19 protein-coding genes are annotated in these 23,592 nt (G+C 44.8%); 10 read left to right on the forward strand and 9 right to left on the reverse strand.

The features are described 5' to 3' along the window. Positions 1-55: 55 nt before the first annotated feature. Positions 56-880, reverse strand: a complete 825-nt coding sequence (locus GJV22_RS06425; RefSeq protein ID WP_163710354.1) for an MBL fold metallo-hydrolase — start codon at positions 878-880, stop codon at positions 56-58. Positions 881-1,017: 137 nt separating this feature from the next. Between GJV22_RS06425 and GJV22_RS06430 the strand changes: the two genes are divergently transcribed. After that, positions 1,018-2,388: a UDP-N-acetylmuramate--L-alanine ligase gene (locus GJV22_RS06430; RefSeq protein ID WP_163710357.1), complete on the forward strand. Its 1,371-nt coding sequence runs from the start codon at positions 1,018-1,020 to the stop codon at positions 2,386-2,388. A gap of 81 nt (positions 2,389-2,469) precedes the next feature. Here GJV22_RS06430 and GJV22_RS06435 read toward each other — a convergent pair whose 3' ends face one another. Together GJV22_RS06435 and GJV22_RS06440 are read right to left on the reverse strand one after the other, a co-directional pair. Further along, the gene (locus tag GJV22_RS06435) at positions 2,470-3,432 is read right to left on the reverse strand and encodes a hypothetical protein (protein WP_163706911.1); all 963 of its coding nucleotides are present in this window, start codon (positions 3,430-3,432) and stop codon (positions 2,470-2,472) included. A gap of 155 nt (positions 3,433-3,587) precedes the next feature. Further along, entirely contained in the window at positions 3,588-4,028 is a 441-nt protein-coding gene (locus GJV22_RS06440; RefSeq protein ID WP_163710360.1) for a DUF4395 domain-containing protein, read from the reverse strand. A 153-nt stretch (positions 4,029-4,181) separates the two neighbouring features. On the opposite strand from GJV22_RS06440, the gene GJV22_RS06445 reads away from it, so the two are divergent. The 9 genes from GJV22_RS06445 (at position 4,182) to GJV22_RS06485 (ending at position 15,165) form a co-directional block, all read left to right on the forward strand. Further along, complete coding sequence (locus GJV22_RS06445) at positions 4,182-5,471, forward strand: S28 family serine protease (RefSeq protein WP_163710363.1); 1,290 nt, start codon at positions 4,182-4,184, stop codon at positions 5,469-5,471. Positions 5,472-5,644: 173 nt separating this feature from the next. Continuing rightward, positions 5,645-7,762: a glycoside hydrolase family 36 protein gene (locus GJV22_RS06450; protein WP_163710366.1), complete on the forward strand. Its 2,118-nt coding sequence runs from the start codon at positions 5,645-5,647 to the stop codon at positions 7,760-7,762. 255 nt (positions 7,763-8,017) lie between these two features. Beyond that, positions 8,018-8,398 carry a PaaI family thioesterase gene (locus GJV22_RS06455; RefSeq protein ID WP_163710369.1) on the forward strand — a complete coding sequence of 127 codons (381 nt, stop codon included), beginning with the start codon at positions 8,018-8,020 and terminating at the stop codon, positions 8,396-8,398. Next, positions 8,391-9,563, forward strand: a complete 1,173-nt coding sequence (locus GJV22_RS06460; protein ID WP_163710372.1) for a chorismate-binding protein — start codon at positions 8,391-8,393, stop codon at positions 9,561-9,563. The genes GJV22_RS06455 and GJV22_RS06460 overlap by 8 nt, the downstream gene beginning before the upstream one ends. Then, complete coding sequence (menD, locus tag GJV22_RS06465; protein ID WP_163710376.1) at positions 9,502-11,184, forward strand: 2-succinyl-5-enolpyruvyl-6-hydroxy-3-cyclohexene-1-carboxylic-acid synthase; 1,683 nt, start codon at positions 9,502-9,504, stop codon at positions 11,182-11,184. Before GJV22_RS06460 ends, menD begins: the two co-directional genes overlap by 62 nt. Before the next feature lie 12 nt (positions 11,185-11,196). Beyond that, positions 11,197-12,021 (forward strand): 1,4-dihydroxy-2-naphthoyl-CoA synthase, encoded by an 825-nt coding sequence (menB, locus tag GJV22_RS06470; protein WP_163710380.1) that lies wholly within the window; start codon positions 11,197-11,199, stop codon positions 12,019-12,021. Between the two features lie 67 nt (positions 12,022-12,088). Then, positions 12,089-12,997: a 1,4-dihydroxy-2-naphthoate polyprenyltransferase gene (locus GJV22_RS06475; protein ID WP_163710382.1), complete on the forward strand. Its 909-nt coding sequence runs from the start codon at positions 12,089-12,091 to the stop codon at positions 12,995-12,997. After that, positions 12,997-14,022 carry an o-succinylbenzoate synthase gene (gene menC / locus GJV22_RS06480; RefSeq protein WP_163710386.1) on the forward strand — a complete coding sequence of 342 codons (1,026 nt, stop codon included), beginning with the start codon at positions 12,997-12,999 and terminating at the stop codon, positions 14,020-14,022. Before GJV22_RS06475 ends, menC begins: the two co-directional genes overlap by 1 nt. A gap of 105 nt (positions 14,023-14,127) precedes the next feature. Further along, positions 14,128-15,165, forward strand: coding sequence for an AMP-binding protein (locus GJV22_RS06485; RefSeq protein WP_163710388.1), 1,038 nt, complete (start codon positions 14,128-14,130; stop codon positions 15,163-15,165). Positions 15,166-15,172: 7 nt separating this feature from the next. Here the strand turns inward: GJV22_RS06485 and GJV22_RS06490 are convergent, their stop codons facing one another. The 6 genes from GJV22_RS06490 to GJV22_RS06515 form a co-directional block, all read right to left on the reverse strand. After that, positions 15,173-16,183 carry a fatty acid desaturase gene (locus GJV22_RS06490; protein ID WP_163710391.1) on the reverse strand — a complete coding sequence of 337 codons (1,011 nt, stop codon included), beginning with the start codon at positions 16,181-16,183 and terminating at the stop codon, positions 15,173-15,175. A gap of 626 nt (positions 16,184-16,809) precedes the next feature. Further along, positions 16,810-18,192: an FAD-binding oxidoreductase gene (locus GJV22_RS06495; RefSeq protein ID WP_163710395.1), complete on the reverse strand. Its 1,383-nt coding sequence runs from the start codon at positions 18,190-18,192 to the stop codon at positions 16,810-16,812. Positions 18,193-18,213: 21 nt separating this feature from the next. After that, positions 18,214-18,498, reverse strand: coding sequence for a cyclase (locus tag GJV22_RS06500; protein ID WP_163710398.1), 285 nt, complete (start codon positions 18,496-18,498; stop codon positions 18,214-18,216). A gap of 174 nt (positions 18,499-18,672) precedes the next feature. Next, positions 18,673-18,879 (reverse strand): DUF1059 domain-containing protein, encoded by a 207-nt coding sequence (locus GJV22_RS06505; protein WP_163710401.1) that lies wholly within the window; start codon positions 18,877-18,879, stop codon positions 18,673-18,675. Positions 18,880-19,104: 225 nt separating this feature from the next. Further along, a complete protein-coding gene (locus GJV22_RS06510) occupies positions 19,105-21,861 on the reverse strand; it encodes a WD40 repeat domain-containing protein (protein ID WP_163710405.1) in 2,757 nt (918 codons plus the stop codon). Positions 21,862-22,029: 168 nt separating this feature from the next. Further along, positions 22,030-23,289, reverse strand: coding sequence for a peptidase U32 family protein (locus GJV22_RS06515; RefSeq protein ID WP_163710407.1), 1,260 nt, complete (start codon positions 23,287-23,289; stop codon positions 22,030-22,032). Between the last annotated feature and the right edge of the window lie 303 nt (positions 23,290-23,592).

Below are 23,592 nucleotides of genomic sequence, written 5' to 3' on the forward strand. Positions count from 1 at the left end.
CTTACAACAACCAACCAAAAGCCGGAACATCATTGATGCTCCGGCTTTACTTATTTTAAAAAGGAAATTTGTCTTTCAGCTTTGGACCGCGATCAGTCCATTCAACCGTTGCACACTCGGTATAATAATCGTGTTCAAAAAACAAGATGTAGTTTTTATCCGCTGCCTCCTTTAAGAAAGGTTCTTTTTCAGCCATCGAGCTAACCGGGTATAAATCGTAGGCAGCCAGCCAAACAATTGGCACATGCGCCGCTGTTGGTATGAAGTCAGCCATATAAACATAGGTTTTTCCATCAGCTTCAATAAATGGGATCATTTGTCCGGGCGTATGTCCATCATACATTCGAACTGAAAATCCGGGAAAAAGCTCACCATCATCCTCAACCAGGTGCATTCTTCCCTCCTCTTTCAGAAAATTCAAGATATGATAGTGATAGGCTGCCCGCTCGCGCGGATTGGATATTTTACTGTGCTCCCATTGTTTTTGACTACACCAATGTGTGGCGTTCGGGAAAAGTAACTTCAATTCACCTTGCTCGCTCACAACTGCTCCGTTGCAGTGATCCCAATGCAAATGGGTAAACACAACATCAGTAATATCGTCAACCGAATAACCCTTCGCGGCCAGTGACTTCGGCAGGGCATCAGTTTCCTCGTGACCATTGTTCCGTTTCACCTTATCTGGATAATGATCGCCCACACCCGCTTCAATCAAAATCTTTCGTTCGCCCTGATCAATCAACAGGCAACGCATCGTTAGCCGGGTAACATTATTATCGTCTGAGGGATATACTTTCGACCACAAAGGTTTTGGAATGGCTCCAAATAAAGCACCTCCGTCGCAGGCAAAGTGCCCGCCGTGAATAGCAAATAATTTCATCGTTCTATCTTTCTGTTCTGTATAACTTATTAACCCATTGATCCGGGATCGGTTCAGCAAAATTAACTCAAATGGGCTCGAATGCAAGGTGAAATCGTCCGAATGTTTATCTTTGATTTTTCAGCAAAACAAACAATATGCGCATTCATTTTATAGCAATCGGCGGTAGTGCCATGCACAACCTGGCCATCGCCTTGCACAAAAAAGGTTTTCAAGTTAGTGGAAGTGATGATGAAGTGTTTGAACCTTCAAAAGGCCGGCTACTGCAACACGGGTTATTACCGGACGATTTTGGCTGGCACCCGGAAAAAATAACCGATGAACTCGATGCCATCATCCTGGGAATGCATGCCCGCCCTGACAATCCGGAACTATTGCGGGCTCAGGAAATGGGTTTGAAAATCTACTCCTACCCTGAATATCTTTACGAACAGACCAAAGACAAAACCCGCGTGGTGATTGGCGGTTCCCATGGCAAAACGTCCATCACCTCCATGATTATGCATGTTTTAAAAACAAACCGCATTGACTTTGACTACATGGTTGGAGCAAAGCTGGAAGGTTTTGACACCATGGTATCACTGAGCCACGAAAGCGAAATTGCGGTCTTCGAAGGCGATGAATACCTCTCGTCTCCCATTGACCGCCGACCGAAGTTTCATCTTTACCACCCAAATATCGCATTGCTTAGCGGCATTGCCTGGGATCACATCAACGTATTCCCGACTTTTGATAACTATGTCGATCAGTTCCGCATTTTTGTAGACCAGATCGAAGAAGACGGTTCCTTATTTTACTATGAAGGAGATACAAACCTTCAGGAGATCGCAACCCGCATTCGGACAGATGTTACGGCGCAGGAATATCGCGAACATCCGTCGGTGGTAGAAAACGGTGTAACTTATCTGACCTCGGCCGATCATAAAATAAGACTACAGGTGTTTGGCGATCACAACCTGCAAAACATTGCCGGAGCAAAGCTGGTCTGTAACAAACTTGGCATTAGCGATGAAAAATTCTACCTGGCTATGAGCAGCTTTAAAGGGGCAGCGCGCCGCTTGGAAATTCTAGCCGAAAATCCAAATTGCACCGTCTTTTACGACTTTGCACATTCTCCGTCGAAGCTTAAAGCGACTACCGAAGCGGTCAAAAAACAATTCACAGATCGCCAGCTGGTTGCAGTGATGGAGTTACACACCTTCAGCTCTTTAAAGAAAGAATTTCTGCCTCAATACGAAGGATGTATGGCTGCAGCTGATGAGGCGTTTGTTTATTTCAATCCGGAGACCATTGAACACAAGCGACTTGAACCCATCACCAAAGAACAGGTCGCTGAAGCGTTTGACTCCGAAGGGCTGCAGGTTTTTACCGACTCAGACGAATTGTTCGAAATCCTTCAGTCAAAAAACTGGGAAAATAAAAACTTGTTAATCATGACTTCAGGTAACTTTTCAGGAAAAGACATGAAAGAAATTGCCAGCTCAGTTTGTAAACCGGTGACGATATAAATCACAAAAAGATGGATTCTGCAACAAGCTTGTTGCAGAATCCATCTTACCAATTAAAAAGCAATTCTGAAAAAGCGTTAATTATTCTTTTAACGCGAAGCGCATCATCAGACTGATTTCCTTTTTGCCATAATCCATCGATTTTTGCGCATCGCTTCCTGATGACTTTTGTCCACCTGACATTCCACCGGAACCGCTGCCTGATCGTCCCATACCTCCATCGCGGGGAGGCATTCCTCCGGGACCGCCGCCTCCCATCATACCACCGGGACCTGCTCCACGTGTCTTGCCACCAGATGAAGGACCATCGGGTCTGTCACCGCTGCCACCTTGTTTTGCACCTGGCTGATCTAACGCACTCAGCAAAAACTGAAAGTTGACCGGTTTTAGCGTATCGGCAGCTGTAATCTCTTCCTTATAGAAAGTCTTTAGCGGAATCTGCCCTTCAACAAATAACGTGCTATCCTTCAGCTGCATTGAAACAGCAATACCATATGGGTTGTGAACATCTAAAACAGAATCGGCCACTTCGGGGAAAAACCCTTTCACAAAAAATTTCTGCCTGGCTTCGAATTTGCCGCCTCGTCCGCCAAAACCACCTTTTTGCAATCCATGCTCCCTTGATGGTTTCGAAGAAGTATGACTTTCGCTCTCTGTCATTTCGAAATCAGGCTGATTTCCCTGCCCCAAGCTATCCTTCGGATGTTTACCAGACAGTTCCTCGGAATAAGGGAATTTCACCTGAATCGGATAGTCTTTGCCGGCAGACATATCAATGCCAAAAGTCAAGCCCTTTTGCATTATTTTCTGCTGACTCGATTGATCCCGGGTTGAAATAGCAAAATACAAGTTTTGATTGTCGTTGTCGATTTCATAAAACATCTTGCTGTCTTTGTCAAAATAGCGTAGAAAATCACGCCAGTCATCCTGATGACCATCTATTGCAACTGGCTTTTCTTTCCACTCCAGTGCTTGGTAAGTCTTCCCCGAACATGCGCTCAAAAGCAGAGCCAGTCCAAAAATCTGAATAAATTGTTTCTTCATATCCTTGTTTTCTATCGTTTACATCAAGGATAACCGAAACATCATCAACAGTCAAAAATAATCGATAGATTGCCGGATAACACCGATCGTTCGTCAGTCTTCACCGACCGGCAAAAAGCGGTAGAGGATCGTTGAAAAACGATCTATTGGGGTGACTAATTTCGAAAAAACGGCAAGACGAAAACAGTATAAATTGTACAGCCGGCACAAAATGCGATGGCAAACTCCAACCCCGCAAAAACAACAAGGATTCCTGCGACAATTTTAGCTGCCAATTGATAGTCCGAAACAAATAAAGTTGTAAAAATGAGGACCATCATAAACCCCATTCGGGCTGCAAAGATTTTAGGTGCTTTATCAATTTTCTTTTCGGGTAATTTCAGAACCATCGTAATCCAATAAGCAACACAACTCAACGCACTAAATTTCAGCGTGGTGAACGCACGGATTGCAAAATCAGCCAAAAGAAATGTAAAAACCAGTACGGATTGCAATGAAAATCCGGTAATAACCAGCACGATAACCAACAAAGATGTCACCCGCGGCACCTGCTCGTTAATACGATCCGAAGAAATCGGACAAAAAATATTCTTCATACATTAAAATTTAAGCGGACAAATATATCTCTTTTTCTCAAATTCATGACTTTTATCAGGAAAGCAGAAGCCGCTGTTAAGAATCGATTTATATCTCCAAAAAAATTCCTTATTTCAGCAATTCGAAACAATAATAACTTAAATACGATCAAAATGAAGCTATTTCGCTTTTTTCTGTTCCTGATCTGTTTTTTGCCATTCACTACTCTAACAGCTCAGGACCTATTTCTGTTTATGAAGCAACAGGATGTTATTCAACAAATCGAAGAAATTCCGGGAAACTCATTCTTTGAACACACTTATGTTGTCAAAATAAAGCAGCCGCTGAATTACAAGGATACCACAGCGGGTTATTTTCTACAGCGGGTGTTTATTGCCGAAAAAGGAAAGAGCCAACCAACTGTTCTAATCACGGAAGGCTATGCCGCCAACTACGCCAAGGCTCCAAAGTATATTAACGAGTTGAGCGAAATACTGGATGCCAACCAGATTTGTGTTGAACACCGCTATTTTGGCGAATCGTACCCGGATTCGATTGTCTGGAAATACCTGACGGTTGAAAATGCCGCCAACGACCATCACCGCGTTGTTGAACTATTCAAACCCTATTTCGACCAAAAATGGCTGAACACAGGAATCAGCAAAGGAGGTCAAACATCACTTGCCCACCGAACGTTTTTCCCCAACGATGTTGATTTAACCGTTGCTTATGTTGCCCCGCTAAATTTTGGTGTTGAAGACGGACGACACGAGCCATTTTTGAAGCAGGTCGGAACTAAAGAGTGCCGCGATGCAATCTACAACCTTCAACTTGAAGTCCTCAAACGGCGCGAAGGGATGAAGGAACTTCTGCAAAAGTATTGCGAAACCAGAAATTATCACTCAGTACTCAGCTACGATGAGCTGCTTGATTTTGCTGTATTGGAATATCCATTTGCTTTTTGGCAGTGGGGCCATTCTCAAGACGAAATTCCTCCGTTAACTGTCAGCGATGAAGAACTGTTTGCTCATTTCAGTCAAATTAGCGAACCAGACTATTTTACCATAGAAGGTGGTAAACCTTACGTCTCTTTTTTCTACCAGGCAGCACGTGAGCTTGGATACTACGGATACGATACCAAGCCGTTTAAACAAGACATCCCTGCTGAAATGGTCAAAGGTTGGGTAAATAAATACATGATCCCCGAAAATACAATGGTCACCTATCATCCGGAAACCTCGCTAATGGTGGACAAATTTCTGAAAACCGAAGCGCGAAACGTTGTGCTGATTTATGGAGAAATTGATCCTTGGTCGGCAACGGCAGCGACAATAAATTCAGATCCGTCAAACCTTAAAATTGTCGCACCAAATGGGAGTCATCGTACCCGAATAAATACCCTGTCTCCCGAATCAAAGTCAAAGGTGATTGAATACATCCAATCGAAAATGATCAATCAATAAGAAAATTCCGACAAGGGGAAATTGTAAGTTTAACACCTTTTATACAACATATCGCAAAGCCGAAAGTTAACAAGTGATATTGTCGTTCGAAACGCAACTTTTTAGCAATTTTGTCGGCTGGTTGTTAAAAGTTGTTAAATTTACGAGGCTCGAAACAAAAACTAATCTGCTCCATGTCGTCAAACCCGATTGAAAGAAGAAATTTTATAAAGCTACTGGCTGCCGGTATCGGAAGCACTCTTTTGCCAATCAGATCATTAGCCGACTTACCGGTCGCTTCGGAGGCACCGGGACCAGTAAAATTCAAACTGGGCCAATCGGATTGGGTTCTGCATAGCGACGGAACCTTCGATTTGGTTTCCGGCTCAATCCGATTGCGAAATTGTCGTCCAACAATCGATGGACAAAGTATTTTTGTGCAAAATACCTTCATGGGAGATTCTCCAAAAGGTAAGCGTATCATCTACGAATTGGTCGGCAATAGTTTTGTTATGCTCGATCTGAAAATCTTCAACGGATCGGTGTCTATCGGAATTGAGCTTAGTAATATGTCACGGGCTCCGTTTTACCTGTCGCCATTGGGCGAAGCCCGGGTTGAGGGAGTAGACCGATACTTCAAGCAAGGGTTGGGACAAGGTGGTCCGTCCGGAATTTATAAAATCCCAACTCCGACAGCGGAAGATTGGGGAAATACTTCAGGTGAACAGGCCTGGTCATTCGATTCATACGTCACCACGGCTCTCCTTTCACCCCAAAATGAAACCTTAGCTTTTAGTGCTTACGAGCACTACGATTTTATTCAGAAAAGTACCATCTACAACCGACCGCATCGCAAAGGTCTTTACGACCGTTATCCGGACAAAGAGGATATTTTCTTCGAAACCGGATTTGTGATGGAGAATATCCCGTTGCAAAATGAATTCATCAAACTGCCTGATATCTACATTGTAAAAGGAAACACTCCTTTTGACACGTTGCAACATATTGCCTGGAATATTTCGGAGAATATGGTGGCCCGAAAAGATACTAAAACCAGTTACCACTGGAATTCATGGTACGAGTACCAGCATGATTTTTCTTTCGAACAATTAAAGGAGGTCCTTCAGGGCTTAGATGATATTAAACCGAAGATTCCGTTACAAACCATCCAAATTGATGATTGTTATTGCACACTTGGTGACTGGCTGGAAACAAATGAAAGATGGCCAAAGTCGATGGAAGACCCGGCTCGTGAGATTTTCCAGCGAGGTTTTAGGGCTGGAATTTGGGTGGCTCCATTTGTTGTGGACGAAAATAGTAAGTTATTTAAGAATCATCCCAATTGGCTCATTCGCGATCTTGATGGCGAACCGATCCAGCAACACAATTTCCGGGACAGCAAGCTTTATGCGCTTGATGGCAGTCATCCGGAAGTTCAAAAATACATTGCCCGGGTTTTCAGAACCTTCCGAAAAATGGGCTACACCTTTTTCAAAACGGCCTATCTTAGTTGGGGGCTAAAAGACGCTGCCAACATCCGCCGCTACGACCGCGATAAAACATCCGTTCAGATCTTGGTTGATGTGATGAAGATTATCCGCGAGGAAATCGGTGCCGGTGCATATTGGATGGCTAGTAACGCTCCTTTTGGTCCACTGATCGGATTTGTTGATGGCATGCGTATTTCCGCCAACGTTGACGCCGACTGGACACCCGGGGGAATTGGCAACATGTTCCAGGAATCATATAACTGCCAGTATTTCAACAACGTGTATTGGCAGAATGACCCGGACACTATTTTCTTGCGCGATGTTAACAATAACCTCACCGCTGAAGAAAAAGCCAGCATTGCCCTTTGGGATGGAATCATGGGAGGTACCGTTAACACATCAGACCGTTTCTCAACCCTAACCGAAGAACAATTGAACCTTTGGCGGTTCCTGCAACCACAGGATCGTCCGCAAAGCGCAGTAACTCCCCTTTGGAGCTACCGCGACACCGGCAAAATTGCTGTTCGCCGTTACAAATCAGAAAGAGCATGGGGCGTTTTAATTGTAAACGACACTGAAGAAAAACTGGAAGAGACCTATAAATTGGTCGATCTGACCGGAGAAGACAAGTGTTGGCTCTTCCGCTGGACTCCCGGGAATAGTATTGGACTGGGACATATGGAACAGGTGCAAATAACACTTAATCCACATGAGTCGATCTTGCTGTATGCCAGTGAAAATAATGACGATCCACCCTCTGACCTGTCAATAAGTGGTGTAAAACTGGAAAAATACCTTCGCAAACATAACCTGATTGATTAACGGATAGCGAACCAATTCCATTGGGCTGGAACCGCAAAAAGCTTAGCGGAACACCCAAAAAGCGCTAGTAAGTGATAATGATTTATAGTGAAAACCACCCATTCATTAAATCATCATGCTGCGTGAACCTGACTCGCGTTTGAAAACTTTCTGATTTCAAAACTTAACGCTATTTTAGGGCTTGATTTTTAGCAATAGCAAATGGATTATAGCCTATTAAATACAAAAACACCAGTAGATTTATTAAACGCTTCAATGAAAGATAGTTTAATCAGCAACCTGGGAATTAAAATTGAATCGATCGATGATGGGGAAGTGACAGCAAGCATGCCGGTTTCTGAAAAAACGATGCGCCCCGGAGGTATTCTTCACGGTGGCGCCAGTTTGGCATTAGCCGAAACAATTGCAGGCCTGGGAAGTATCCTAATCATCGACGCGACAGAATATGACGCCAGAGGCATTCAGGTTACCGCAAATCATGTAGGTGGTATGACTGAAGGAACAGTGCTGGCAACAGCAAAAATCGTACATCAGGGAAAACAAACCCACATTTGGAATGTTGACATTACCAATAAGGAAGGCAAATTAATTTCGACTGCGCGTGTGACCAACATGATTATAAAAAAGAATGATTAAAGGGGAATTGTATAAAACATTTTTCGATCAACTTTTGAAGAAGAACAGGCCTTTTGCTGCCTGGTCTATGCCCGGTGAATCCGAACCTGAAATCTTGATCGGAGAACCTTCCGATATTCTTCAACTAGAAGACTTCAACAAACTTAACGGACAGGAAGGCTTCGTGTTTGCGCCATTTAGAATTGAACCAAACGCGCCCCTGATTCTGTTAAAACCCGGCCTTTATTTAAATGGTGAAACGGACATACAATCCTTTGATCTTGATTCGCTGCCAACATTGGAATCCAACACCTGTTCGGAAAAAGATTTTCATATTATTACCGAAGAGCAATACCTAAAAGACATCGCTGAAACGGTGCGGGTCATTCAAAATACAAAATTATCCAAGGTCATTGTCTCCCGCATCATCCAGGAAAAGAGAAAGGGTGAATCCATTGGGCAACTGTACATGCAACTGCGCGAACAAACTCCCAATGCATTTGTGTACCTGGTAAATCTTCCGGAAAGCGGACTCTGGATGGGGGCTACTCCGGAAGCACTGCTACAGTCAAAAGGGAAAACGCTCGAAACAGTGTCGCTGGCTGGCACCCAGTCGCGACGACAAGATGCTGATTACAGGTGGCATACCAAAGAAATTGAGGAGCAAGCGTTTGTTTCCCGTTACATGCTCGATGTTTTTTACAAATTCAACATTCACCCCTACGCTACGCAAGGTCCGGAGACACTAGAAAGCGGCAAAGTGGCTCACCTGAAAACAAGCTTCACGTTTTCGTCCAAAAAGGTTGACGATCAACTGGGAAATTTTGTGGCCGAGCTACATCCTACACCAGCTGTTTGCGGATTGCCTAAGTCAAAAGCGAGTCGGTTCATCTCGACAATCGAAAAACACCAGCGCAGATATTACACCGGTTACCTGGGTCCGTGGCGAATGAACGATTGCGTCAGATTATTTGTAAATTTGCGTTGCATGGAAATCACCCCTGAGAATTATATGTTGTATTCGGGTGGTGGAATCACAGGCAGATCAGTTCCTGCCGACGAATGGGAAGAAACAAAGAAAAAAGCAACAACTCTATTATCAGCTATTGAGGCTGTTCAGCATAATGATTTCAACAAAGAAACACATCCAACAACTGGCCTCTTTACTGCTGGCCAACAAAATTGACGACATCATCATCTCGCCCGGTTCACGAAATGGTCCGATGACCCATACGTTTTCCGGCTACGGGCTTTTCAACTGCCGCAATATTGTAGATGAACGCAGCGCTGCTTATTTCGCGTTGGGTTTAGCACAAGCCAAGCAAAAACCGGTCGCTCTGGTTTGCAGTTCAGGCACAGCAACACTGAACTACGCCCCTGCTGTTGCCGAAGCATTTTACCTAAATGTTCCCTTAATTGTATTGACGGCAGACCGACCGGATTACTGGATTGACCAAGCCGAAAGCCAATGCATTCGCCAGGATGGCATCTACCGGAACTTCACAAAAAAAGAAATCAGTTTGCCATTGGGTGAATCGGAAAAAGAACTGTGGTTTGCAGCTCGTCAAATCAACGAGTGCCTGAATATTGCCGTGTCAGGAACACCGGCACCGGTACATATCAACATCCCATTGGAGGAACCGTTGCACGATTTAGTTGATGTGCAGTTGCCATCGACTAAAGTGATTGCTCAGGAAGGAACCGAGACTGCATTAAGCGAATCGTCAGTGGAGAACCTGGCTACCGCTTTTAACAAAGCACCCAAGGTCTTGATTTTGGCCGGCCAGCTAATTCCCAATCCGGGATTGGAAAACGTTCTCTCCGAATTAGTCAACACAACCGGAGCAGTTGTTTTAAAAGAACACCTATCGAATCTGAATGACCCGCAATTTTGTGGCAACATTGATACACTGATGGCCGCCATGCTGGAAGATGTGCCTGCTAAATATCAACCGGACTTATTGATTTCTTTCGGCGGACAATATGTGTCGAAAGCATTGAAACAGTTTCTGCGGAAGAACAAGGCCACTCAGCATTGGCACCTGACGCGATCCAACGAGCATTTCGACACCTATCAGTCGCTAACCAAAGTAGTCAATATCGATGCGGGCGACTTCTTCGAATTGCTCCTACCGAAACTGGCAGCTAAAGAAAAAGCCTATTTGCAGCTTTGGAAAAATAAGGAAGAGCAAGTCATGCAACTAAGTGAAAAATGTATCGCATTATCAGATTGGTCGGATCTAATCGTTTTTGACCAAATCCGGAAAGCCATTCCTGAAAATTCGGTGATTCACTTGGGCAACAGCACACCTGTTCGTTACGCGTTGATCTGCGACTCCGTTCAAGATGCGCACTATTTCAGCAATCGGGGTACCAGCGGTATCGATGGTCCAATGTCGACAGCTGTTGGATTCGCACATGAATCGGAAAAACTCAATACAATCATTTTGGGTGATCTGTCATTCTTTTACGACTCGAACGCTTTATGGAACAATTATATTGGCAACAATCTTCGCGTGATTGTTATCAACAACCGGGGAGGTAACATATTTGGACTAATCAAAGGACCTTCAGATTCGCCAGCTTATCAGGAACATTTTTTCACCGAAAATAAATTTAAAGCTGAAGGAATTGCACAGACATTCGGGCTTGACTATTTTAAAGCTGAAAATGAAAATGAATTGCATGGAGCCTTAACCGAGTTTTACTCAGCCAAACAACAAGCCCCTGCCCTGCTTGAAATTTTCACAGATGCGGAAATCAATACGAAAACATTCAGGGGACTATTCAAATTTGTCAAACAATAAAAAACACGATAGATGAGCACGACAAGAAAATGGGAAACCATTAAAGAATACGAGGATATCTTCTTCGACTATTTCGATGGAATTGGAAAAATCACCATCAACCGCGAACAGGTACGGAACGCTTTCCGTCCGACAACTGTCAATAATATTATTGAGGCATTGCACATTTGCCGGGAAGATCAACACATCAATGTGATTGTTTTGACCGGTGCCGGCGACAAAGCATTCTGCTCCGGTGGCGATCAAAATGTAAAAGGAACCGGCGGTTATATTGACGAGAATGGTATTCCACGATTGAATATTCTGGAAGTACAGAAACAAATCCGTAGCATGCCGAAACCGGTGATTGCCATGGTCAATGGTTTTGCCATTGGTGGCGGCCACGTGTTACATGTTGTTTGCGATATTAGTATTGCCAGCGAGAATGCCATCTTTGGACAAACTGGCCCTAAAGTGGGTAGCTTCGATGCCGGATTGGGATCATCGTACCTGGCCAGCATTGTTGGTCAGAAGAAAGCTCGTGAAATTTGGTTCATGTGTCGCCAGTACTCTGCTGCCGAAGCGCTTGAAATGGGCTTGGTCAATAAAGTGGTTCCTTTGGACCAATTGGAAGATGAAGTGGTTGCCTGGGCACAAAAAATGCAGGAACACAGTCCGCTGGCACTGCGCATGCTGAAACTGGGATTAAATGCCGAACTGGATGGGCAGATTGGTATTCAGGAATTTGCAGGAAATGCAACCTTATTGTACTACCTGACGGAAGAGGCTCAGGAAGGCAAACATGCATTCCTGGAGAAACGCAAACCCGACTTCCAAAAATACCCGAAATTCCCTTAATCTAAGAATAGATAACTAATGTTACAGAGAACTAAAAACCTCTCTGTAACATTTCATTTTAATTGCAATGGCTACACCAAAAAGTTGGATTAAAGCAGCTCGACTGCGCACTTTGCCTCTGGCCTTATCCGGCATCCTGATGGGTTCGGCACTGGCCTGGTTTTACGGGTCTTTTAACCTTGCCGTGTTTGTACTGGCTTTGATCACAGCCACACTCATCCAGGTATTTTCAAACTTTGCAAACGACTATGGCGATTTCCAAAAAGGGACCGATAATCATCAGCGACTCGGCCCAACACGCACCATGCAAGGTGGTGAAATTACGCCGGCAGAGATGAAAAAAGGGATGTGGATCATTGGTGGGTTGAGCTTTTTGTTTGGCATTGCGCTGGTCTATGTCGGCACTTGGGAATATTGCAAGATCGCATTCTCCGGATTTATCGGATTGGGAATTCTTGCCTTGCTCGCGGCCTATTTCTACACAGCAGGGCATAAATCCTACGGTTACATTGGGTTGGGCGACTTGTCGGTTTTCCTGTTCTTTGGTTTGCTGCCGGTTATTGGCGTTTTCTTTCTGCACGCAAATTATGTGGAAACAGCCATTATTTTACCGGCCATCAGCATGGGGTTTTTCAGCGCCGGTGTGCTTAACCTGAATAACATGCGTGATATTGAGAATGACCAGGAATCAGGAAAAATAACCTTGGCGGTAAAAATGGGAAGTCGCAACAGCCGAATTTATCACATCGCACTGATTTCGTGGGGGTGGGTTGCGGCCCTGATTTTTACGCTTCACCAACAGGAGTCTACCTGGCAATGGCTTTTTGTGCTCACATTCCCGCTGTTTTTGTTCGATCTGATCAAAATATACAACACCAAAGATGACCGGTTGCTTGACCCGTTTTTAAAGCGGCTCGCACTGGGAACACTGGCTTTCACAATCCTTTTCTCCATCGGACTAATTTTAGCATTCTGATGATCGGCTATTTCAAAAAATACGAATTAGAATTTAAGCAGGCTGCCGGTACGTCTCGGGGAGTCTTAAAAAACCGAACGGTTTGGTATTTATACCTGGAAGAAAATGGCAAAACCGGTATTGGTGAATGCGCTCCACTACCGGGTCTCAGCAAAGAAAAGCCGGAGCAGATCGATTACCTGATTGAAGATGTTTGTTCTGATCCGATACACTTTTCTGAAAATGAAGAGTTGCTGATCGACTATCCGTCACTTCGATTTGCATTGGAGACCGCTCTGCTCGATTTGCAAAACGGCGGAAATCGGGTTTTGTATCCTTCTGCTTTCACGGAAGGACAAGCCGGAATCCCGATCAATGGATTGATTTGGATGAATGATGCTGAGACCATGCGCCAGGAAATTGAACGCAAACTTGAAGCAGGTTTTCGATGCCTAAAACTGAAGATTGGTGCGATCGATTTTGAAAAAGAACTGGATCTGCTGCAGTCGATTCGGGAGCGCTTCAGCCCTGACCAAATTACACTGCGAGTAGATGCCAACGGCGCCTTTAAGGTTGATGAAGCCAGGGAAAAGCTGAAACGTTTGGCCGAATTCGACCTGCATTCCATTGAGCAACCCATTGCGGCGGGTCGTTGGGCCGAGTTGGCAAAACTATGCGACGACAGCCCGTTACCGATTGCCTTGGATGAGGAGCTAATAGGCCTGAATAAACGTGAAGATAAGGAGCTGCTGCTCGATATGGTGCGTCCGCAATATTTGATTTTAAAGCCAAGCTTGCACGGTGGCATTTCCGGTTGCGACGAATGGATTGAACTGGCTGAAGATCGGGCTATCGGATGGTGGATTACCTCGTACCTGGAATCAAATATTGGACTGAATGCCATTGCACAATGGGCTTTCACCAAGAATGTGACGATGCACCAGGGACTCGGAACCGGGCAACTGTTTACCAACAATATTGATTCGCCGCTCGAAATCCGGGGTGAGCAGCTTTGGTTTGACCCGGCGAAGGGGTTTGGCCTCTGAGCGGCATTAAAGGTTAATCATCCTGACCAGGATTCAGGCTCCCTGGCCATTTGATGGAAGATCCCGCAATGAATTCGGGATGACGAAAAATTTGAAACTCAGAACTTGGAACTATTTCCTTCACATATCACTTTAAACGGGCAACCAACCAAGGTTGAAAGTCTGCTTGCAAACCGCAAAAGCACCACCGACTGGGAGCGCGACTGGCTCGACTTTCTGTCGGAATGGTACAGTAATGATGACGTCATCCGGGTAAATACGTCGGGCAGTACGGGCGAACCGAAAACCATCGAGCTAAAAAAGGATTTTGTTGCAGCCAGCGCCATGCGTACCATCCGCTTTTTCAATTTAAACGAAGGGGATAAAATTCTGCATTGCTTACCCAGCCGGTTCATTGCAGGAAAACTAATGGTTGTTCGGGCATTGATCGGCAAACTGGATTTGTATGTGATCGATCCGGCAAGTGATCTCCGGATTCTAAATGACGTTCAGTTTCGTTTTTCGGCGATGGTGACCAACCAGGTTGAAAAGTGTTTTAAATTTGGCCATTGGCAGTTGGATTTTCTCCTTTTGGGTGGCTCAGCCATTCCAACTCCGTTGGAGGCCAAATTGCAGACCATCGGCACAACCTGTTATTCAAGTTACGCCATGACCGAAACCGCAACGCACATCGCTCTGCGCAAGTTAAACGGTGAAGGAAAGGACGCGTATTACCATTGCCTCGAAGACATCAACATTAGTCTGAACGAAACTGGTTGTGTGCGGATAAAAATGCCGGGCCTGGAGCATGGATTTCTTCAAACCAACGACCTGGGTGAATTGAAAGATGAGCATACTTTCCGGATCCTTGGACGGGCCGACAACCGCATCATCTCCGGCGGATTGAAATTTTCGCCCGAGGAACTGGAGCAAAAACTTGAGGACAGCATCCCACAAGCTTTTTACATTTCATCCAAACCCCACGACTCACTGGGGCAACAACTCGTCTTAGTGGTTGAAGGCAATGAAAATTCATCCCAAGTAAGCGAACTGAAGAATATCTGCCGGGAAAAGCTGACAAAATACGAACAGCCCCGCGAGATCATTTTCGTGAAACGACTGCCACGAACGGAGAATGGAAAAATAAGACGAATGCCGGTGTGATTTTTTCTTACGAATTATGCCCAAAGGATACCATTCGTTTCAACTTTTCATCCCAAAGTTTTAGTCTTAAGGACTTCAAACTACCCAGGAACGTAACCGGCGGAACTTCCTGGAAAATCTTATTTTCCTTGAAACATTTTTCAAGATTGTAGTTTGGAATTCGCGGATTTAAATGATGAATGTGGTGAAAGCCTATATTGCCGGAAAACCACTGCAGTATTTTCGGAAACTTGATGTAGGAACTTCCATGTATTGCCACCTTCCTGAAATCCCAATCCTTGGTTCTGAACCACGAGACGTCGGAATACTGGTGCTGCAAATAAAACAACCACAAACCGCTCATCGCTGCCACATACAAGATGGAGAGTTGAATGATCAGGAATGTCGTAAATCCGACCAAAAATCCCATGCCAACAAACAAGATCAACAGGACCAGGTTTGTAAAATACACATTCAATTTATCCTTGCGCGGCATATCTTTCCGGGCGAAACGATTTTGAATCAGGAAGACATACAATGAACCCACACCGAAAATCGCCACCGGATTACGGTAAACCCGGTATTTGAGCCGCTCCCACCTTGAGCAAGCCAAATATTCCTCCCTCGTCATGACCCAAACGTCGCCATTCCCGCGTTTATCTAGGTTTCCGACAGTGGCATGATGCTCCATGTGTTGCCGATGCCATTTGTAGTAGGGCGTGAAAGCCAGGATTCCCAAAGTCATCCCAACAATGGTATTGGCCTTTTTGGATTGAAAGAAAGATCCGTGCCCGCAATCGTGGAAAATAATAAACATCCGAACAAGGAAGCCCGCTGCCAGTATAATCAGGAAAGCAGTCAGCCAGTAGCTAATTGACAAACTATAGATAATGAATACCCACGCAGCAAGGTAGGGAACAAATGAATTAATTACCTGCCAAATACTTTTGCTTGTTTTTGATTTACTGTACGCTTCCATGCGTTTGGTGAGACTTTCCCAGGAGGAAAATTCGGTGTTGTGGTAATCTTGTGCTTTCATAATAAAACGACCTTCATTAAAACCGGTCCACATCTTATTTAAACGGATTTTCGATTTTGCGGGTTCTGAAAACGACCGGCAAAAATTGCAAAAGTCTGGTTCGCCGAACGGGACTACTTCCCGGGAACTGTCTAAAAAGGGAACTTAGCACGACTGCAGGTTTCGAAGGCTGTATAGCCTGTTTTGACGGCTGGATGAATCGTTGGGAAAGCTGTATAGCCTCCCGTTACGCCTGTATGACCTCCGGTGCGTTCTGGATGAGCTCCCGTTACGCCTGTATTGCCTTTGGGAAATCCTGTACAACCACTTGTTACGCCTGTATAGCCTTCCGGAAAAGCTGTATGAGCACTCGCGAGCCCTGTATGACCTCCCGTTCAGTCTGGACGAGCTCCTGTTACGCCTGTACGACCTCTTGGAACTTCTGTATAGCCTTCCGTAAATGCTGTAAGACCTCTCGTGATCCCGGTACAGACTGCCGGAAAACCACTTTAACCGGGTTACAGGCAGGCCGTCACGCTTTAACCGGCCCTGGGTTCGACGTCATGTCCAAGTATAAACTGCCGGAACGCCCGATTGTGGCTCCGGCAGTTTAACCCAGGTTTCAATTATTCGTGATTCATTCATCCTTACGGCTTAATGTTTTGGTTCATGTGAAAAATATTGTCCGGATCGTACTTGGCTTTCAGTTTGGCCAAACGTTCGTAGTTCGGTCCGTAAGCTGCTTTAACACGGTCCTGCTCCTCTTCTGTCATGAAATTGACATAAGCGCCGGCCGAAGCAAAAGGTTCAGATGCTTTAAAGAACTCACGCGACCACCCGATACATTTGTTATCATCGGCCTGGTTCTCCCAACGTCCGTGAACGTTCATCACAAATTTCATATCACGACCGCTGTAAGCCATGGCATCAGCCGGAACGTCATTTAATTTACCGCCAACTGCACCGATAAAGATCTCGCAATGTGGAGACGGCATTTTACCGGCATATTCAATCATCGCATCAAACAAGCCATCACTCAACGAAGTGAAATTGTGTGATTTCCAATAGTTGCGGAATCCGGGAGTCAACAACGGATCAAAGGCTTGTTGCCAGCCTGTGTAAGGTGCCATTCCCAAGTGTTCGCCAACAGGATCGCCAAATTGACGAATCGGGTTTACTAAGTTTTCGCCACTTGCGGCATCACCAAAATGACAGATAGCCATTACAACCACCTCGGTACCATGAACCGATTCGGGGAGGAATGGCAGGGGAGGCGCTTTACGCATCACAACCCAGTTATTAAATTCTTCGGGTGTTGACAAAATATAATCGCGATACTGCTCCAGAATCTGTTTCGCTTGCGAAAAAGGAAAGACAATCAATCCGGAAAAGACCTCCGTTCCGATGTAATGCAAGTCAAACTCAAACTGGGTGACAATACCAAAGTTTCCACCGCCACCGCGAACAGCCCAAAACAAGTCGGTGTTTTCAGTCGAACTGGCATGTAGCATCACTCCTTCGGCAGACAAAACATCGACCGAGGCCAAATTATCGATCGTCATACCATGTTTCCTCGACAACCAACCAAAGCCACCACCAAGTGTCAATCCGGCAATCCCCGTTGTTGAGTTGATTCCCACCGGCATTGCCAAACCAAACTTTTGACATTCCTGATCGACATCGCCTAAGGTGGCACCGGGTTCAACAAATGCTTTCTTCTTACCGGCATCGACACGCACCTGTTTCATTTGAGAAAAATCAATCAGCAATCCGTCGTCGCATAGCGAATTACCGGCAATATTATGTCCGGCACCACGGATTGAAATCTCCAGATCATTTTCCTTGCCATAACGAAGTGCCAATTGGGCATCGGCTGCCGCAGCACACTGAACGATGACAGCTGGTTTCCGGTCAATCATGGCGTTCCAGATCTCGCGCACCTCGTTATATTCCTTGTCTGCAGGCATAACTACCCGACCCTGAACTTTTTTCTTTAGGGATTGAACTGTTTCAGATAATGTTTCTTTCATAATAAAACCTGTATGTAATTATTAATGTACTTCTTTCTTAATATCCTCACCAAACCATATTTCGGGTGCACTGCTAACACCGGCACTTTGCATGGCATCTTTCAATTCGGTGGAATTAAAAAACTCATTGGCATCTTTGACAGATTGAAACTGATGGGTCACGATTACCTGATCAGGAGCGTTTGGGTCGCGGAAAACATGTTCTGCCCGCACACCCTTCTCTTTTGCTTTTGGCATGAAATCATCATAAACAGTCTTCCAACTTGCAAAGTCTTTAACGGCATGCCTCACAAATGTTGTTATCATTATTGCACTAATTAGGATTGAAAAAAATAAAGGAATGAATCAACAACAGCTGAGAATTCAGGAGTTGAGATGAGAAGCGAATAGGATTTCAGTTGCAAAGGCTGATTCGGGTCAACCTTTGCAACTGACCTCTTCCGGATAACCAGAAAACAAAAACACTGTATCCGGCATCAATTAACTAACTTGTTCTTCTTCGTGAATGAGTGATCTTACTTTTGCTACCAGCTCGTCATTAATTTCCATGCCATGCACTTCTTTGGCATGTTTCCCCACTTGATTCAGCAAGTCTTCTTCGGATTCAGAGTGAGCAACAAAACTACAATCGAGACCAGCATCACTACAGCGTACTACTTTGATTTTTCCCATAATTACGTCCTCCAAAATTTAAAACATTACGGGTATTTTTTAAACATCGCTATCCTGGCAGTAACTTCTTTACCGAAGTCTACGCCATAATTCGAAATAAGATACTTTTGTCTCTTTTTATTTTTCAGGAAGTTCCGGCAAAAGACACTGATAAGGCTCAAAGTCCGGGGAATAAGCGGATTCAATTGATCACGGACAATCAAAAACGTGGAAGGAATAGTAAAAAAGAACCGTTCGGCCCTACTCCACCTTATAATTAAAGAAGCTGTTGTCCTCGTTTCCGACGAGAAGATTGAAATAGTCGTTTTCGCGACTCAGGTAGCCAATGCTGAAGTCAGTATTTCCTTGCAAGGGGAATCCATCGTAAAGCTTGCCATCGGTACTGACCAGGTAAACCCGGTTTTCGCTTCCACAAACAACCCCGATTTTCTTAGTGTTTCCGGAGAAGGTGTAAATATTCGGCCGACTGCTGATTGGGCTCGAAAAATCGGTCTCCATTATCTTTTTACCTTTGTCCGTGTAGGCCATCAGCTCTTTCCCATCGGCAATTACAAAATCCGACTGTCCATCGTTGTTCAAGTCTTCTGCAACAAAATAGTGCTCCTTGCCGAAATTCCCCAGATCGACCTTTTTCGATTCTCCGGTGAAGTATTGCAAATGCACCAGCCCTTTGGTATCGGTGGTTGCCAGGGCAAACTGTCCGGCCTTAACCAAATAAATATTGTTCCCCGAGTGTTCGAAATTATCCGAAGTTTTCACCCGGATATTTCCCTGACGGCTGAGTATATACGTTTTGTACCGGTCGGCACACACCAGGAAGTCTTTGCCGTCAACGCGAAAATGCTGTAACTGATCTGTTACTGTCCCATCGGTTTTGTCGGCTTTCCAACCGTCCACAATGCGGCCCTCGCGATCGTAAGCATAAATCTGCTTATTCTCACAGGCCACAAAGTACCGGTAATCCCGGTTGTTATCGTAGTCGAACATGCCCACTCCGTTCGTTGCCGGTGAACGGAAACTTACCGGGAATTTGGCGACATTATTACCGTTCCGATCAATCAGGTACAACTTTTCACGCGTATTGAACAGGTATTGCAATTTGCCATTCCGGTAATAATCGATCTGGTACACCTCGCCTAGTATTTTACCCGACAGTTTAATTTTCCACAAGCGAACACCTTCCTTGTTGATCAGGTACAAATTATTCTTATTGTCCTGCACAATAACCTCCTTGTGCAGGCGGTCGTTATGGTTGGTTACAACCTGTGGTTTAATCGAAATAGTTGTGTCCAGCTTGCTTTGCCACACCGTCTGTGGCTCTTCTTTCAAAACCGGGTCGAAACGCAAATAAAGGTTGTTCAAGAAGGCTCCGGAATTGGCTGATATTTGCCAGCCCAAAGCATAAAATTTCCGGAACAGCTGCTCATACTTTTGAACGGTAGCAAAAGTTTCCTCATCCAAATAGTAACCTCCAAGGTTAAAGTCTTTTGAAAAATTCAGGTAGCAATAGATGCTCGACCGGGAAGCCATTTGCTGATGAAACTTCTGAAAATGAATATCGTTTTCCATAGTAGCGGATAGCACAAGGTCGTGGATATAATTCTTCAAGGCAACTTCATTATCCGCAAAAATCAGGTAATTATCGTAAAAACACAGGTAGTTGCATTCAACACCCGAAAACACCTGCCCAAACAGTAATCCCGCCAAATTTTTAACAGGAAATTCGTAAATGGAATAAACCACATCCTTCTGCAACTGGTATTGACTTTCGGTATCTGCCAGCGATTTTTTCTCCGATTTGGCATAGTTTTCCAAAACAGGCAGCAATAATTCTTTTGCCGCCGACTGCCCTTTTATCTTCGCTATAAAAAACCTATTCCGGGTTGGTTCATTTTGCATAACAGCTCCGAAAGCCATGGCAAAATCGTTATCCGAGATTTCTTCAAACAACGGAATCAATGCCTTTTTGCCGGTTCGTTCAATTAGGGTCAACGAGGTTTCACGGTTATAAAAATCGCTTCCCTGTTTCTTCAAAAACTCAGCGTAATCTTCCTGATACCTGCTGAAACTCTCCAAATTAAAATTGACAAAGAAACTTGTGTTTGCCGAAAGCACCCGATCCATCCGAAATCGCTGACCTGTCTGGTTACGCAACACACTAAGAAAATTATCGTAGTTCTTCCCGGCAAAGCTGAAACCATTCAACCAAAATTCAGACGCCTTCATTGTAACGTCCAGCTCACTCCAGTCAGAAAAATTCGCATACTTGCGGACAATCTTCTGAAAGTCGGGTGCAATCAACTTATCGAGTAAAACAGCTATTTTTTTATGGTTGACAAACAAATTACAATCGGAACTGGAGCTTACCGTGTTGTACAACTGTTTGAACTGCTCTTGGCTTAACAGGTTTTCGGAGCTGATCTGACGGATCCCTTCTTCCACGAAAATGGCATTCCGACTAAACAGGAAAATCCCTTTCGATTCGGCATAATAAAAGGTTTCAGTTCCTGCATTGAATTGATAAACCTCCTGACCATCATAATCCCTTTGTTTCACCGTCCCTTGTCCGGTTTGTTGCAGATCTTTGAAATAACGAATCAACGCATCACGTTCCGATCGGTTTTTCAAACTAAACGCAAACATGGCTCCAACGCCCGATTTTCCTTCAGCATTGAAAGCCACCAAAACGGATTTATATTGAATCGCTTGTCGCAAGGTTTCGTTTTCAGCCATCAGGTTCTCAATCATATCAACATCAGACCAAAAGGGCTGTAGAAATCCCGCTGTGCGCAATTCTTCCACCACCGGGTCAGTCGACCGTAAAGCTTTCAACAATGAGCGCATTTCAGGCAGCTCCACAACCAGCGGAGTTCGAACCGGAATTGCCTGGAAAGCTGAATTTTCCGAGTAACTAGTCGTTTCCCGAGCCATAAAATACCAGATTGACCCCAAGGCAACGATTAATACCAGTAAAAGAGGAAGAAGAAACTTACGCATAGTTATGTGGCTTTGACTCAAAAATAGAAAGTTTAGGAGGATTTATCAAAATGAATTGTCCTTCATCATCAGGAATTAACAGAATTCGCTTCAAGGGACATCGATTAAAGACTCCCGTCCGAAATAAAGATCGATTCGCTCATTCGCAAATAAGCCCGCCGAAGCTGCTTATTTCCGATGTTTCACCTCACTGGCCGGAACAATTTTATACAGTTTATCGGAACGTCTGATCTTCTCCGGAATCCGGACAGAAAACAGTTCTCCTTTTCGGGTTTCCTCAACAGGTTTCAGGTCAACGCGAATTTCCTCAACAACCGACTCAACAACTCCGGAACTCGGCCCTGTAATCAGAATTTTATCGCCTATTTTCAACGAACCGGTTTCCATTTTAAACTCGGCCACGCCTATTTTCGGGAAGTAGTTCATTCCCTTACCGAGGTATACTTTTCGCTCGGTCGCCAGCGAACCATAGTTTTTGCTCCACTCACCCAAGCGTTGTCCGGTATAATAGCCGTCCCAAAAACCGCGGTTGAAAACTGTATTCAAGCGCGAATCCCAATCAGCTATTTTTTCGTCGGTAAATTTATCTTCGAAGTAGGCATCAACAGCCTCGCGATAGCATTCAACCACCGTTTTCACATATTCGGGAGCCCGTGCCCGTCCTTCAACTTTCAACACGGAAACACCGGCATCCAATAGTTTATTTAGAAAATGAATTGTCTTCAGATCTTTCGGAGACATGATGTATTCATTGTCAACCTCCAGTTCCGCTCCGGTCTCCTGATCGATAACGGTGTAGGCACGGCGACAGGTTTGCATGCAGCTTCCGCGGTTAGCCGAGCTGTTCATCTCGTGCAGGCTGAGGTAGCATTTTCCGGAAACAGCCATGCACAGCGCACCATGCACAAACATCTCCAGTTGAACCAATTTGCCTTTGGGGCCACGAATATCCTGCTTTTCAATTTGCCGGCTGATTTCGGCAACCTTCTCCAAATCCATCTCCCGGGCCAGAACGACCACATCGGCAAATTGCGCGTAAAACTTGACCGCTTCAATATTGGTAATATTCACCTGAGTCGAAATATGCACCTCAACACCAATTGACCGGGCATACAAAATGGCTGAAATATCGCTGGCAATAATGGCAGAAATACCGGCTTCTTTCGCCGCCTGAATCACTTCGTGCAGCTTGCCCAGTTCCTGATCGAAAATAATGGTGTTAACGGTCAGATAGGTTTTCACCCCATGACTGTGCGCCTTTTCGGCGATAGCCCGCAAATCATCCAACGTAAAATTATTCGACGAACGCGACCGCATGTTCAACCCTTCAACACCAAAATACACTGACCCGGCACCTGCCTGAATTGCTGCTGCCAAGGATTCGTAAGACCCCACCGGAGCCATTATTTCTACATCTTTTCTTTCCATTTTTTCTACTGAATCGGCCACAAAATTACATTTAATTTACGCATCAGACAAAAGCCATCTCCCTGAATTTAAATCTCCGGGAAGAATAACTGCCGAATTAATTCTCCGGCAACACAAACCTAAATAGAATACATCTCGCTGGTCTGAAATAGAACAGCGCGTGGCCTTCACAAAAATGAAGTGGTTTTTTTGTCGAAACCACACGTGATTCCAGGCAAAACCACACGTGATTTCCAGCAAAACAACAGGTGGTTTTCACTAAAACCACAGGTGGTTTCGATCAAAACAACGCGTTGTTTCTGA

Origin of the sequence: Mangrovibacterium lignilyticum (assembly GCF_010882175.1) — a bacterium.
GTDB lineage: Bacteria > Bacteroidota > Bacteroidia > Bacteroidales > Prolixibacteraceae > Mangrovibacterium > Mangrovibacterium lignilyticum.

Bases quoted from the DNA above. Each gene is read 5' to 3' on its own strand.
- GJV22_RS06425 (WP_163710354.1), bottom strand. From the start codon at position 880: ATGAAATTATTTGCTATTCACGGCGGGCACTTTGCCTGCGACGGAGGT.
- GJV22_RS06430 (WP_163710357.1), top strand. From the start codon at position 1,018: ATGCGCATTCATTTTATAGCAATCGGCGGTAGTGCCATGCACAACCTG.
- GJV22_RS06435 (WP_163706911.1), bottom strand. From the start codon at position 3,432: ATGAAGAAACAATTTATTCAGATTTTTGGACTGGCTCTGCTTTTGAGC.
- GJV22_RS06440 (WP_163710360.1), bottom strand. From the start codon at position 4,028: ATGAAGAATATTTTTTGTCCGATTTCTTCGGATCGTATTAACGAGCAG.
- GJV22_RS06445 (WP_163710363.1), top strand. From the start codon at position 4,182: ATGAAGCTATTTCGCTTTTTTCTGTTCCTGATCTGTTTTTTGCCATTC.
- GJV22_RS06450 (WP_163710366.1), top strand. From the start codon at position 5,645: ATGTCGTCAAACCCGATTGAAAGAAGAAATTTTATAAAGCTACTGGCT.
- GJV22_RS06455 (WP_163710369.1), top strand. From the start codon at position 8,018: ATGAAAGATAGTTTAATCAGCAACCTGGGAATTAAAATTGAATCGATC.
- GJV22_RS06460 (WP_163710372.1), top strand. From the start codon at position 8,391: ATGATTAAAGGGGAATTGTATAAAACATTTTTCGATCAACTTTTGAAG.
- menD (WP_163710376.1), top strand. From the start codon at position 9,502: ATGATTTCAACAAAGAAACACATCCAACAACTGGCCTCTTTACTGCTG.
- menB (WP_163710380.1), top strand. From the start codon at position 11,197: ATGAGCACGACAAGAAAATGGGAAACCATTAAAGAATACGAGGATATC.
- GJV22_RS06475 (WP_163710382.1), top strand. From the start codon at position 12,089: ATGGCTACACCAAAAAGTTGGATTAAAGCAGCTCGACTGCGCACTTTG.
- menC (WP_163710386.1), top strand. From the start codon at position 12,997: ATGATCGGCTATTTCAAAAAATACGAATTAGAATTTAAGCAGGCTGCC.
- GJV22_RS06490 (WP_163710391.1), bottom strand. From the start codon at position 16,183: ATGAAAGCACAAGATTACCACAACACCGAATTTTCCTCCTGGGAAAGT.
- GJV22_RS06495 (WP_163710395.1), bottom strand. From the start codon at position 18,192: ATGAAAGAAACATTATCTGAAACAGTTCAATCCCTAAAGAAAAAAGTT.
- GJV22_RS06500 (WP_163710398.1), bottom strand. From the start codon at position 18,498: ATGATAACAACATTTGTGAGGCATGCCGTTAAAGACTTTGCAAGTTGG.
- GJV22_RS06510 (WP_163710405.1), bottom strand. From the start codon at position 21,861: ATGCGTAAGTTTCTTCTTCCTCTTTTACTGGTATTAATCGTTGCCTTG.
- GJV22_RS06515 (WP_163710407.1), bottom strand. From the start codon at position 23,289: ATGGAAAGAAAAGATGTAGAAATAATGGCTCCGGTGGGGTCTTACGAA.